Genomic DNA, 11,512 nt, shown 5'->3' on the forward strand with positions numbered 1-11,512 from the left:
GGGCCAGCTACCGGAGCACTCCAAGGGGGTCATTTTTGGACGCCTATAGGGGGTTAAGATTGCGTGCCGATTGACACGAAGAGTGCCCGGATGTCTTCGGCTCGCCAGACCGTCGTGCGTGGCCCCAGCTTGCGCGGTTGTGGGAAGCGTCCGTCCTTCACCCCCTGCCACCACGTCGATTTCGACACGGGGATCGGGCCATATGGCGCGAGGATTTGGGAGAGGCGGACGAAGCCTGTAGCGGGGAAGTCATGTGCCATGATTTGTCCAATCGGATACGATGAAGTGCGATTGGAACTTCGCAGTGATTTGCTCTTCTGTGGGGGAACGAGCAGCTTTCCCGGAGGAATCCCTTAGTTCGTCATTGTTTCCAATAGTCGTCGGATATCAGCTCAGCCGCTTGTCGAACCCATTTTCTGACGGTCTTCGCGTCCATTGGTAGACCGACCCGCTCCAGATCATCCTGAATGTTCTTAATGGCCTCTGAACGCTGTTGATGCGGATCGAACCGGTACTGTTCCGAGGCCATCCCAGCAATCAGCTTGAGGAGCGTCTGCCGCTCTTGACTAGAAAGACCCTTCGATGAGCTTGGTGTCTCCTGAGCGTGCTTGGCATCAGGACACCTCACCGCGAGGGCTTCCATGAATTCATGGTCTAGTTCCACGCCATAAGTCTCCAACGCCCGCTTCAAGGTCGGGAACGACATCGACATGTAGCCGGATGGACCGACCGGATAAAAACGGCGGAACACCTCACGCCGATCCAGCAAAAACTGGAGTGCAGACCATAGTGGTTCATACTTCTTCTTGCGTTTTTGCATGTCGTTTAGATGGTCATGTGAATAGGACTTTGGGTCCAGTCCGACCGACAACATGAGTGCTTCATGCAGTGAAAGTCTGGGCATCGTGCGCCAGTAAGAGAAATCCGCCCTCAGAGGAACAGCGCCAAAGCCACACGCAATTTTGGATGGTTTAGTTTTCGCCAGCTTGGAAATCTTCTCCGAGATTGGTGCAATCTCGGGCAGGAAGTTAAGCTTCAACGGGCTAAATGAAACCTGATGTAGGTATCGAAAAAGTCGTCGGTTAAGGCATCCAAGGCTTTCCGCACGTCTGCTTCAACAAGTAGACGCCTCTCCTCAAATAACTCCACTGCGTCCAGATCGTTAGGACCAATGGCCTCAACCAACTGCGGTCGCTCCCAACCCGCAACATGCTCCAAGAGACGTTTGTACTCTCGCTCAATGATCTCCGTGCGAACCGATTTGTCCAAAAATAAGCCTCATCAGTTTTCCTAACGCCTACTAGCCTGCCCTGAGTTCTTCCAGATATCCAGCCCACCACTCTGACATGCGGACCCGCTCTTCCCAGTGCAGGCCTCGCGCATAAGCGCGCCGAACCAAGTTGCCTTCAACATGGGCCAGCTGCCTTTCTATCGCGTCCGGGTGCCAGAGCCCGCTTTCATTGGCCAATGTCGAGAAGGTCGCGCGGAAACCGTGCGAAGTCATTTCATCGCCAGTGTAACCAATCCGACGCAACGCCGCGTTCAACGTGTTCTCACTCATGGGACGCTTGTAAGAGCGAAGACTTGGGAATAGATAAACCCCCGTTCCGGTAATCTCTCGTAGTTCTTCGATCAGTTCCATTGCTCGGCCCGGCAATGGAACGTCATGCGCGCGCCGCATCTTCATCTGCTCCGCTGGAATCGACCAAACAGCATTGTCCGTATCAAGATCCTGCCATTTCGCATGGCGGATTTCGCCTGGTCGCTGGGCCAGCAACGCAAGGAGTTGAAGTCCGATCCGGGTTATCGCTTGGCCGTGAAACCCGTCAATCGCCCTCAGAAGCCCACCGAAGGCTTTGGGGTCGGTGATAGCCGCGCGTGAGGTCGCCTGAGGCCGGATCAGCGCATCTTGCAGTGCATATGTCGGGTCACTCTCCGCCGCGCCGTTGGCCACTGCATAGCGAAAAACTCCACCGATCTTGGAACGCAAGCGCTTAGCCGTTTCGTAATTTCCCTTTGCTTCGACTTTGCGAAGAACAACAAGAATGTCCCGCGCTGTGATTTCCGCAATCGGACGGGAACCGAAAGCAGCCTTCGCCATGTCCAGAAGCCACTCCGTCTTGGCCATCGTTGCAGGGGCACGACCTTCGCGGCGCGCCTTGTCGATAAACTGGTCCGCAAGCTTGCCGAAGGTATGTTCACTGACCTTCTGCGTCTCCCGCTTTTCCGCCTGTTTGACAGCGTTTGGGTCTTTGCCCTCCGCCAGCATCGCCCGCGCTGCGTCCTTGCCTTTTCGAGCGGCTGAGAGGCTAACAGCAGGGTAAGCGCCGAGCGACAGGAGCTTCTCTTTACCTCCGAAGCGGTACTTCATGCGCCAGAGCTTTGACCCACCCGGTCTGATGTCTAGATACAGGCCCTCAAAATCTGAGACCTTGTAGGGCTTTTCCTTGGGTTTGAGGCCGCGAATCTGGGCATCGTTCAGGGGCATGGTGGGGGTATCCTCGGTCGTGCACTTGCCGCGATACCCCCTGATGTACCCCCATTGGGGCCGTATGTTACTGTACCAAGCAACACGAATTCGGACCAAAGGGGACCGCAATCCCCTTATAAACATAGCGTTTAGAGATGTCTTCGGATTGCTTCGGATGGGAAGGTGGTGCCGGTGAAGGGACTCGAACCCCCGACCCCATCATTACGAATGACGTGCTCTACCAGCTGAGCTACACCGGCCATCTTCCCTGAACCGATCAGAGCTGCGCAAAGCGGGGCTGATCGATCTTGGTGCGCGGCCTATTAGCAAACGGGCCGCGCGAGGGGAAGGGCTATTTTGCGCCTTCCTTCTTTGGCTCTTCGGACGTGATCACCTCGGCATCCTCGAGTTCCGCATCGTGCGCCTTGGCGTCGGTCGGAGCGGCAGAGGCAGGCGCCTCGGGGCCGAGATCGATCACGTCGGCATCGGCCTGGGCGGCGTCGTCGCCCTTGTCCTCCAGCGCGCCACCGATGATCAGCGGCAGCATGTCGGCGCCCGCCGGCAGCACGACCTCGGATTGCGGCGGTGTCGTCCAGCTGAGCGTGTCGAAGGCCGAGCAGTTGGAACAGATCGGCGTCCATTCCGCGTGGATCGTGTTGCACTTGTCGCAGACCCACTGCGGACCGCGCGGCGCGGTAAGGGCCTTGGCAAGATAGCCGCGCACCACCGCGTCCTTGGCGCCTTCGCCTTTCTCGATGGCGGCCATGATGGCCAGCACACGGGCATCCGGGTCCTTGTCCAGCAGGTCGCCCAGCGCACGGCGCGCCTCGGGGAAATGTTCTGCCGCAAGGTTCAGCTCGGCCTTGAGCAGCCGGGTCTCGCGGTGGTCGGGCTGGATGCGGGTCAGCTGCACGAAACGCTGGATACGCTGGTCCGGGGTTTCTTCCGGCTCGATCTCAGCAAAGGCCGCGGCGAGGTCGGGGTGCGGATGGGCCTCCCAGGCCTTCTTGAGCACCTTCAAAGCGTTGCGTTTGCGGCCCTGCGCAATGTAGGCGCGGGCGGCCATCGCGGCGGCGGGCACCAGGTCGGGCGAGGCGCGGTTGGCCTCGATCGCGCTATCCGCAGCCTTGCCGCTCTCCTCGGAGTCGTCGATCTCGGTCGCCGAAGAGAGCGCCAGCACCGCATCGCGCCGCTTGTAGACGTCGCGCGGCAGGGCGCCATGTTTCAGCTTGGCCTGCAGGGTCTTGCGGGCGCCGGACCAGTCGTGTTTCTCGGCCTGCAACTGCAACAGCGTATCTTGGATCTCGACGTGCTTGGGCTTGATCGCGAAGGCGCGCTCGGCCAGTTGCAGCGCCGTATCGGTATCGCCCGAGGCAAGTTTCTGCTTCATGATTCCGCGGATGCCGACAAAGCGCGTGGTGTCGTTTTTCAGCAGGCGCTTGTAGACTTCTTCGGCCTTGCGGTTGTCACCCACCATCTCTGCCGCCTGCGCGGTGATGAGATCGGTCAATTCCGGCTTGTGCAGGTATTTCTCGGCCTTGTTCGCCTTGGCAATGGCAAGACGGCCCTCGCCAGAGGACAGCGCCATCAACCCCTCGGACAGCGCCTCGTATCCCTTGCGCTCGCGATTGCGGTCGAAATAGCGGCTGAGCGCCGTGTCATCGCCGTTGATGAATTTCAGCGTGGCGATGATCAGGCCTGCCAGCTTGAAGAACAACCAGACGACAAAGACGAGGACGACAGCGGCTATGACCGATTGCAGCGGGCCCAGCGTGTATTCCATCCCGGCAACGGTGATCTGCACCCCGCCCTGGCTTTCGAGCAAGTAGCCCGCGCCATAGGTCAGCGCGCCGACCAGCGCGACGAAGACAACGATCTTGATGAGTGACCAAAGCATGATGCCGACCCTTATTCCTGGTTCAGTTGCTGGGAGAGATCGGCCGCGGCGGCGAGAGCATCGCGCCGCAGCGTGGCCTGGGCCACCCAGTCTGACATTTCAGCGCGTGCCGTCTCGGGCAGGCTATCGATTTCGCGAAGCGTGGTATCCAGATCGCCGCCGCGCAGTGCGGCTTCGGCCCGCGACAGCACCGCGTCGGGGTCATCCCCTTCACGCGGCGTGACCGAGCGCGCACCCAGTTGCGAGCGGAAGAAACCGGCGACACTGCCCGCCTCGGAACCGTCGGATCCGCTTGCCCGCGCCGCCGCCAGCGCATCGCGGGCAGCATCGGGGAAGGACGAGATCAGGGCAGAGGCCGTGGGCAGTCCCTCTTCGGCGCCTTCGACCAGCGGCCCGGGCACATCCACGCCGTTGCCCGTCAGAACCGCCAGCGGTTCGGCATAGGGCTGGCCGTCGCGGGCACGGGTCGTCAGATCGGCCAGCGCGGCGCGGCTGGCGGCCAGTCTCGCACGGGCCTCGGCGCTTTCTTCCGAGGCACGGGCACGGGCGGCCATCGCCTCGACCTCCTTGCGCGCGGCATCCATCGCCGCCTGCTGTTCCTTCTGCGCGGCCAGCAGGTCGGCCTGTTGTGCCGTGACCTGAGCCTTGAGCGCTTCGAGTTCCCGCTCATAGGCGGCCACCGTCTCGGGCGAGACGGCATCCTTGAGCGGCTGTTTCTCCAACGTGGTCAGGCGGCGATCCAGATCGGTGATCAATGTGCCCAGCCCGGTCAACTGGTCCTGCGTTTCTGTCAGCTCGGTCTTCAGCGCGCCCAGGTCGGTTTCCAGCGTGGTCACGCTGGTGCCCAGCGGGCCAAGGTCGACGCCCGCAACGGCGTCATCCGTGGCATCGGCACGCTTGCTCAGCGCCTCGATCCGCTCATCCTGGTCGCGCAGCGCCGCAAGTGTCTGGGTGACAAAGGGGTCTTCCTCGGCGGATTGCGACCCGATGAAGGGCAGGTCGGGATAGGCCCCCGCGGCGTAGCCCAGCCCGGCGGCGACAACGCCGCCCAGCAGCATGGGGAAAAAGCCGCCCTTGCGCTCGACCACGGTTTCGCGGACCACCTGCGGATCTGCAACTGGCGCGGCGGCCTCCAGCGTGTCCTCGAACGGCGCGACAGTTTCGGCAAGTGTATCGTCCGAGGCGCCGGCAGCCACGTCGCCGCCCTCGTGCGGGACGGTCTCTTCGGATGGGGCAGGTTCGGCATCCGGGTCGGTGTCAGCGGGGTCGCCGGTTTCCAATCCATCGGCGGACAGCGTGTCACCCTCCGCTGCCGGGCTGTCGTCTCCCGCGTCTTCGGGCAGGTCCGTCCCGGCCAGGCGATCCTCGCCGGCGTCGGCGGCAAGACTGTCCTCCGCCGCGTCGTCGGCGCCGGATGTCAGGGTGTCCGCCTCGGGCAGAGTGTCATCGGCGCTACCCTTGTCGGTCGGGGTATCCTTCTTAGACTTCGCCACTTTATTGCTTCCCCTCGAATACACGTCGGTCCAGGCAGATGGACCGGGTCAATAGTCTCCGGCCAGCGCCCGGTTCAGAAGGTCCGAGACAACCTCCCTCATTGCCTCCGACTCGGGCCGCTCAGCCACTTTCAGGTTCCTTTTATGCAGCGGCATGAGCGCGTTGACCACAGCTTGACTCATCGCCGCGACAAGAAGCGGCGCCTTTGCGCATTCCTTGGCCAGCAATTCGCCCGTCCGGGGCGAGAACACGGGGGCAACCACCGGAACCTGCCCATCAAGTGCGGCACGGGCCTCTGCATTCAAGGGGCAAGGCGGTTGATCATAGATTGCGGCACCCCGGCAGGGAATGCCTGCCGTGCTCAACCTTTTGGCGATGTTTCCTCGCACATGCGCCCCATGCAGGTGCACAAGGGGCCCCGGCGGCCGCTGCGCAATGATGAAACGGACCAGGTCCTCTGCCGAACCACCGCCGTCCTGTGCCTGCATCCCCGCCGCTTGGGCGGCCCGTGCTGTCGCCGGACCCACCGCAAGCGCCGGCAGATCGGTCCGCCCGCCCAGCGCCTGCCAGGCCATGACGCCGTTGGCAGAGGTAAAGATCAGCCCCTTTGCCTGCGTCACGTCGGGCAGCGGCCCTGTGACCTCGACGGTGAATAGCGGAGAGATGACAGCCCGGAATTGCAGGCCGTCCTGCCGCAGCCGCGCGGCAAAACGCTCTGACGCGGCCCGTGGCCGGGTCAACAGGAGAACGGGCAGAGCTTCGGACATGGGCCTCCGGGATTGTGGGGCGCCTTTCCGGGTGGTACTTGCAGACGCCGTAAAGCGCAACGGGAACGCCGGATGACCTCTCCCCTGATCCTTGGACTGGAAAGCAGCTGTGACGACAGCGCCGCCGCATTGCTGCGCGGGCGCGAGGTGCTGGCCTCTGTCGTGAAGGGCCAGAACGAGTTGCACGCGGAGTTTGGCGGCGTCGTTCCGGAAATCGCCGCCCGTGCCCATGCCGAACGGCTGGACACCTGCGTCGAAGAGGCCCTGGACGAGGCGGGCGTGACGCTGCAACAGGTCGACGCCGTGGCGGTCACGGCCGGGCCCGGCCTGATCGGCGGGGTCCTCTCGGGCGTGATGCTGGCCAAGGGGCTGGCAACCGGGCTGGGCGTGCCGCTGGTGGGGGTAAATCACCTTGCGGGCCATGCGCTGACGCCCCGCCTGACCGACGGGCTGGCCTTTCCCTACCTGATGCTGCTGGTGTCGGGCGGGCACTGCCAGTTCCTGATCGCGCGCGGTGCGCAGGATTTCACCCGGCTGGGCGGCACCATCGATGACGCCCCCGGAGAGGCTTTTGACAAGACCGCCCGTCTTTTGGGTCTGTCGCAGCCCGGCGGCCCCTCGGTCGAAGCGCGCGCACGCGACGGCGATGAACGCCGGTTCCGCTTTCCCCGCCCGCTGCTGGATCGGCCCGGCTGCGACATGAGCTTTTCAGGACTGAAAACCGCGCTGCTGCGGCAGCGCGACCAGTTGATCGCCGATCAGGGCGGGTTGCATGAGCAGGACGTGTCCGACCTTTGCGCCGGATTCCAGGCAGCGGTGCGGGACGTGCTGACGGAAAAGGCCCGTCGGGCGATAGCGCTCTACCTGAACGAGGCCCCGACGGAACCGGCGCTGGCCGTCGCCGGAGGTGTGGCTGCCAACCAGTCGCTGCGCGGGTCGTTGCAGGCGCTTTGTGCCGAGACCGGCGTGCGGTTCACGGCACCACCGCTGCGGCTGTGTACCGACAACGCCGCGATGATCGCTTATGCGGGCGGCGAGCTGCTGGCCCATGGCGTCACCCATGACATGAGCCTGTCGGCCCGGCCCCGATGGCCGCTGGACAAGACCGCCGCGCCCCTTGTCGGCTCTGGCAAGAAAGGCGCCAAGGCATGAGCATCGCGGTTCTCGGCGGTGGCGCCTTTGGCACGGCGCTGGCGGTTGCGCTGGGACGCAAGCGCGAGGTGATGCTTTGGGCGCGCGACGTGACCGCCCTGAACGACACCCGGCAAAGCCCGCGCCTGCCGGGTGTCACGCTGCCCGATGCCGTCACCGTCACCGGCGATCTGGAAGAGGCCGCCGCCTGTGACACGCTGCTGCTGTCGGTGCCGATGCAACAGCTCTCGACCTTGCTGGACCGGATTTCCACACCGCTGGACGGGCGCGCCCTTGTCGCCTGCTGCAAGGGGATCGACCTGGCCGAGGGCGTCGGGCCGTCGGCGCTGATCGCAAGGCATCAACCCGGCACTGTGCCCGCCGCCCTGACCGGGCCCAGCTTTGCCGGGGACATCGCGCGCGGCCTGCCGACGGCGCTGACGCTGGCATGTGGCAACGAGACCCGGGGGCGGGCTCTGCAGGAACAACTCTCGACCCCGGTTCTGCGATTGTACCGCAGCAACGACACGATCGGCGCCGAACTGGGCGGCGCGCTCAAGAACGTGATAGCCATCGCCTGTGGGGCCTGCATCGGTGCGGGCCTTGGCGACAGCGCCCGTGCGGCCCTGATGACCCGGGGCTTTGCCGAGATGATGCGCCTGTCGGCGCGGCTGGGCGCGCGTCCGGAAACGCTGACCGGCCTTTCCGGATTGGGTGACCTGACACTGACCTGCACCTCTGACGGGTCGCGCAACTACCGCTTTGGCCTGGCGCTGGGACAGGGTGAGGCCTTCGACCCCTCCGTGACCGTCGAAGGCGCGGCCACCGCCCGCGCCGCCGCCCGCCTGTCGACCGAACTGGACCTGCCCCTGCCCGTCTGTTCCGCCGTGGCCGACCTTTCCCAGGGACGGTTGACCGTGCGCCAAGCCATGGACACCCTGCTTTCCCGACCACTCAAGGATGAATGACATGCTGATTGCCCTGATCGCCCACGACAAACCCGATGCCCTGCAGATCCGCAAGGACACGCGCGACGCGCACCTGGACTACCTGAAATCCACCGGGGTCGTTTCGCAAGCCGGGCCGCTGCTGGACGACGAAGGCGTCATGATCGGCTCCTTGGTGATCCTCGACGTGGCCGACAAGGCGGCGGCCGAGGAATGGGCCGCAAACGATCCCTATGCCAAGGCCGGCCTGTTCCAGAGCGTCACCCTGACCGCGTGGAACAAGGTGATCTGATGCGCTACTGGCTCTTCAAATCCGAACCCTCCACCTGGTCTTGGCAGGACCAGCAGGCCAAGGGCGACGCGGGCGAGGAATGGGACGGCGTCCGCAATTACCAGGCGCGCAATTTCATGCGCGAGATGGAAAAGGGCGACCGGGGGTTTTTCTACCATTCGCAAAAGGAAAAGGCGATTGTCGGCACGGTCGAAGTGATCGCCGAGGCGCATTCCGACAGCACCACCGATGACGATCGCTGGGAATGCGTGGACATCAAGGCGCTGGAGTCCGCCGCGACCCCGGTCACGCTGGACCAGATCAAAGAGGATCCCCGGCTCGCGGAAATGGTGCTGGTAAAGAATTCGCGCCTGTCGGTCCAACCGGTTTCCGAGGAGGAATGGCAGGTCATCTGCGGGCTGGCCGGCTTGTCCGCCTGATCCGGATCAAAGCAATTCCTCGGGAATATGTGGCAGGGCGAGTGCCGCAAGGGCCTGTCGGCGCTCGTCGTTGACATGAACCTGCAACGGCCCCTCCGGGTCGACGACCTGCTGATAGATGCGCGCAAGTCCAAAGGAAACCCCGTCAGGCGCATGGATGGAGTCGAGCAATCTCTGATTGCGGGATCGCAGCCTGTCCTGCAGGCGCTGTGAATGCCAGTGAAGCTCTCTGAACCCGAATTCGACCGCGGCAACGTCGGCCAGGTCGGTAAAGTTCTTCCCTGCAACCGCAGACGGGTCCGCCCCGTGCAGTCGTTCAAACAATTCGCGCAATTCTCCACGCGTGACATGTCCGTTATGACGAATCCACACCAGGTCGAGATCAGGGAAATATTTGAGGTCTACGGGTATGACTGACGCTCGTAAAAGTTGTGGGGACTCAAGATAACATATGTTGTAAACTATAGCATATTTCGCGCTGAAAAGGGGTTGAGCATCAATCTTTTTTCGCGCCCCTCAATTCTAGCGCGCAAAGGACACGCCGGAGAACCCACCATGCTTGAAGTCGTCAACAGTCTTGCCGCCGCAATCGTGGCCTTTGCGGCCGGCGCCCTATGGTACATGGCCCTGGCCGGACCCTGGAAAACCGCCTCTGGCGTGGCACTGGACGCGGAAGGAAATCCGCAAGGCGGCATGAGTGTGCGCGTCATGATTCTGACCTTCGTCATGCAGGTGGTCGTGGCCGGGATGATGCGCCATGTCTTTGCCGCCAGCGGTGTCGAAACGCCCGGCGCCGGACTCGTGTCCGGCCTCGGGATCGGCTTGTTCTTCATCTCGCCGTGGATCGCGTTGAACAACGCCAATTCCATGCGCCCTGTGACGCTGACATTGATCGACGGCGGCTATGCAACACTGGCTTGCGGTATAATGGGCCTTGTGCTGACGCTTTTCTGAGGTCGATGCCCCAAGCAAAAAAACGGAGGGTCCCGGAAAACCCGGAACCCTCCGTCCACCCCACATGCTCCCTACGCACCACATGTGTTATGAAATCTACGGTTCCGGCCTTTCTGGCCAGTCCAGTAGACCCTACGGAATTCGTAGCCTTCCGGCAATCGGGAACTATTCGCAATTTCAGTCAATTGCGCGGAACCGCTGCCCCGGAAATGAAAAGGCCCCCGCGCTGCAGGGGCCTCGTGACAGGTGGATCCGGTTGCCACGGCTCAGCCGTAGACGGCTTCCTTGCCGAAATGCTTGGTCAGCATGTAATAGACCACGGCGCGGTACTTGTTGCGCTCGGACTTGCCGTAGGTCTCGATCACCTTGTTGATCGCGTCCATCAGCTCGGGACCGTCCGCAAGGCCCAGCTTCTTGACCAGGAACTTGTCCTTGACGGTTTCCAGCTCGCTGTCCTGCGACGAGGCAACGGTAGAGGCATCCGCGTCATAGATGGCCGGGCCACAGCCGATGGTGACCTTGGTCAGCAGATCCATGTCCGGGTCCATGCCGCACTTGTTCTTCAGGTCCTCGGCGTATTTGGCGATCAGTTCGTCGCGACGTCCCATGTTCACTCCCTCGTATCATGCGCCGCGTTCCGCGGGCGCTGTCCGTGTTGTTTTGCGGCCAAAGCGGCCATGCAATCGCATGGTGACCGCACAAGCGCGTTATTGGCAAGGGAAATGCGGTCGCTCTCTTCCCCCTGTTCAGGGCACGAGGGGCGGTTCACAAGGTCAGTTTGCGCCATGCGGCGGTTTGGGCCCGGAACAGGAAAGGCTGACGCCGTCCCCGTGTCCGTCCGCAGGAGAGCAGCGCATGCCGGACAGTTGCGCCGCCTTCTGCAACCCCTGGGATCAGCCCAGCTTCGGCGCCGAGTGCGACACCCTGCGGGTGCGATGGTCATGCTGTTGGACCAGAGGGACGTGGGGGGATCAGTGCGGACCGGCCCGATGAACGCTCTGGACCGCTGGCTGGTGGAGGCGGACACGGCGCAGGCGGGATGACCCGCCCGCGCCACGCCGAGATCAATACCGGTAGTGTTCCGGCTTGAACGGTCCTTCGGGCGCGACGCCGATGTAGTCGGCCTGGTCCTTGGACAGTT

The 11,512-nt window shown here is 63.1% G+C and carries 15 protein-coding genes and 1 tRNA gene; 6 read left to right on the forward strand and 10 right to left on the reverse strand.

All coding sequences use genetic code 11. The features are described from left to right. Nucleotides 1–53 precede the first annotated feature (53 nt). The 7 genes from RBB42_RS27315 to RBB42_RS27345 all read right to left on the reverse strand — a co-directional run bounded on the left by RBB42_RS27315 (nucleotide 54) and on the right by RBB42_RS27345 (nucleotide 6,628). Nucleotides 54–260: a helix-turn-helix transcriptional regulator gene (locus tag RBB42_RS27315; protein WP_305972564.1), complete on the reverse strand. Its 207-nt coding sequence runs from the start codon at nucleotides 258–260 to the stop codon at nucleotides 54–56. Nucleotides 261–361: 101 nt separating this feature from the next. Next, nucleotides 362–1,039: a hypothetical protein gene (locus RBB42_RS27320; RefSeq protein WP_305972565.1), complete on the reverse strand. Its 678-nt coding sequence runs from the start codon at nucleotides 1,037–1,039 to the stop codon at nucleotides 362–364. 261 nt (nucleotides 1,040–1,300) lie between these two features. Continuing rightward, the gene (locus RBB42_RS27325; RefSeq protein WP_305972566.1) at nucleotides 1,301–2,488 is read right to left on the reverse strand and encodes a tyrosine-type recombinase/integrase; all 1,188 of its coding nucleotides are present in this window, start codon (nucleotides 2,486–2,488) and stop codon (nucleotides 1,301–1,303) included. Nucleotides 2,489–2,654: 166 nt separating this feature from the next. Further along, nucleotides 2,655–2,730 (reverse strand) — tRNA-Thr (locus RBB42_RS27330). Nucleotides 2,731–2,822: 92 nt separating this feature from the next. Next, nucleotides 2,823–4,367, reverse strand: a complete 1,545-nt coding sequence (locus RBB42_RS27335) for a heme biosynthesis protein HemY (RefSeq protein ID WP_305972567.1) — start codon at nucleotides 4,365–4,367, stop codon at nucleotides 2,823–2,825. An 11-nt stretch (nucleotides 4,368–4,378) separates the two neighbouring features. Next, entirely contained in the window at nucleotides 4,379–5,860 is a 1,482-nt protein-coding gene (locus RBB42_RS27340; protein WP_305972568.1) for a COG4223 family protein, read from the reverse strand. Nucleotides 5,861–5,908: 48 nt separating this feature from the next. Further along, complete coding sequence (locus RBB42_RS27345; RefSeq protein WP_305972569.1) at nucleotides 5,909–6,628, reverse strand: uroporphyrinogen-III synthase; 720 nt, start codon at nucleotides 6,626–6,628, stop codon at nucleotides 5,909–5,911. A gap of 72 nt (nucleotides 6,629–6,700) precedes the next feature. Here RBB42_RS27345 and tsaD point away from each other — a divergent pair, with 72 nt between their 5' ends. The 4 genes from tsaD to RBB42_RS27365 are packed head-to-tail and all read left to right on the forward strand — an operon-like array spanning nucleotide 6,701 to nucleotide 9,417. Beyond that, nucleotides 6,701–7,780: a tRNA (adenosine(37)-N6)-threonylcarbamoyltransferase complex transferase subunit TsaD gene (gene tsaD, locus RBB42_RS27350; RefSeq protein WP_305972570.1), complete on the forward strand. Its 1,080-nt coding sequence runs from the start codon at nucleotides 6,701–6,703 to the stop codon at nucleotides 7,778–7,780. Continuing rightward, entirely contained in the window at nucleotides 7,777–8,727 is a 951-nt protein-coding gene (locus RBB42_RS27355) for an NAD(P)H-dependent glycerol-3-phosphate dehydrogenase (RefSeq protein ID WP_305972571.1), read from the forward strand. Before tsaD ends, RBB42_RS27355 begins: the two co-directional genes overlap by 4 nt. A gap of 1 nt (nucleotide 8,728) precedes the next feature. After that, nucleotides 8,729–8,998, forward strand: coding sequence for a YciI family protein (locus tag RBB42_RS27360; protein ID WP_305972572.1), 270 nt, complete (start codon nucleotides 8,729–8,731; stop codon nucleotides 8,996–8,998). After that, nucleotides 8,998–9,417: an EVE domain-containing protein gene (locus RBB42_RS27365; protein WP_305972573.1), complete on the forward strand. Its 420-nt coding sequence runs from the start codon at nucleotides 8,998–9,000 to the stop codon at nucleotides 9,415–9,417. Before RBB42_RS27360 ends, RBB42_RS27365 begins: the two co-directional genes overlap by 1 nt. Before the next feature lie 6 nt (nucleotides 9,418–9,423). On the opposite strand, the gene RBB42_RS27370 is transcribed toward RBB42_RS27365, so the two are convergent. Continuing rightward, the gene (locus tag RBB42_RS27370; RefSeq protein ID WP_306043937.1) at nucleotides 9,424–9,750 is read right to left on the reverse strand and encodes a hypothetical protein; all 327 of its coding nucleotides are present in this window, start codon (nucleotides 9,748–9,750) and stop codon (nucleotides 9,424–9,426) included. 222 nt (nucleotides 9,751–9,972) lie between these two features. Between RBB42_RS27370 and RBB42_RS27375 the strand changes: the two genes are divergently transcribed. Further along, entirely contained in the window at nucleotides 9,973–10,371 is a 399-nt protein-coding gene (locus RBB42_RS27375; RefSeq protein ID WP_305972575.1) for a DUF1761 domain-containing protein, read from the forward strand. 266 nt (nucleotides 10,372–10,637) lie between these two features. Here RBB42_RS27375 and RBB42_RS27380 read toward each other — a convergent pair whose 3' ends face one another. After that, a complete protein-coding gene (locus RBB42_RS27380; protein ID WP_305972576.1) occupies nucleotides 10,638–10,979 on the reverse strand; it encodes a DUF2853 family protein in 342 nt (113 codons plus the stop codon). Between the two features lie 306 nt (nucleotides 10,980–11,285). On the opposite strand from RBB42_RS27380, the gene RBB42_RS27385 reads away from it, so the two are divergent. Beyond that, entirely contained in the window at nucleotides 11,286–11,414 is a 129-nt protein-coding gene (locus RBB42_RS27385; RefSeq protein WP_305972577.1) for a hypothetical protein, read from the forward strand. 21 nt (nucleotides 11,415–11,435) lie between these two features. Here RBB42_RS27385 and RBB42_RS27390 read toward each other — a convergent pair. Continuing rightward, nucleotides 11,436–11,512, reverse strand: a 77-nt coding sequence (locus RBB42_RS27390) for an adenosylhomocysteinase (protein ID WP_305971653.1), incomplete at its 5' end; no start/stop codon positions are given.

This window comes from Mameliella sp. MMSF_3455 (assembly GCF_030733205.1).
Lineage (GTDB): Bacteria > Pseudomonadota > Alphaproteobacteria > Rhodobacterales > Rhodobacteraceae > Antarctobacter.

Coding starts and splice junctions, on each gene's coding strand:
- RBB42_RS27380 (WP_305972576.1), bottom strand. CDS start 10,979: ATGGGACGTCGCGACGAACTGATCGCCAAATACGCCGAGGACCTGAAG.
- RBB42_RS27315 (WP_305972564.1), bottom strand. CDS start 260: ATGGCACATGACTTCCCCGCTACAGGCTTCGTCCGCCTCTCCCAAATC.
- RBB42_RS27365 (WP_305972573.1), top strand. CDS start 8,998: ATGCGCTACTGGCTCTTCAAATCCGAACCCTCCACCTGGTCTTGGCAG.
- RBB42_RS27355 (WP_305972571.1), top strand. CDS start 7,777: ATGAGCATCGCGGTTCTCGGCGGTGGCGCCTTTGGCACGGCGCTGGCG.
- RBB42_RS27325 (WP_305972566.1), bottom strand. CDS start 2,488: ATGCCCCTGAACGATGCCCAGATTCGCGGCCTCAAACCCAAGGAAAAG.
- RBB42_RS27335 (WP_305972567.1), bottom strand. CDS start 4,367: ATGCTTTGGTCACTCATCAAGATCGTTGTCTTCGTCGCGCTGGTCGGC.
- RBB42_RS27375 (WP_305972575.1), top strand. CDS start 9,973: ATGCTTGAAGTCGTCAACAGTCTTGCCGCCGCAATCGTGGCCTTTGCG.
- RBB42_RS27345 (WP_305972569.1), bottom strand. CDS start 6,628: ATGTCCGAAGCTCTGCCCGTTCTCCTGTTGACCCGGCCACGGGCCGCG.
- tsaD (WP_305972570.1), top strand. CDS start 6,701: ATGACCTCTCCCCTGATCCTTGGACTGGAAAGCAGCTGTGACGACAGC.
- RBB42_RS27360 (WP_305972572.1), top strand. CDS start 8,729: ATGCTGATTGCCCTGATCGCCCACGACAAACCCGATGCCCTGCAGATC.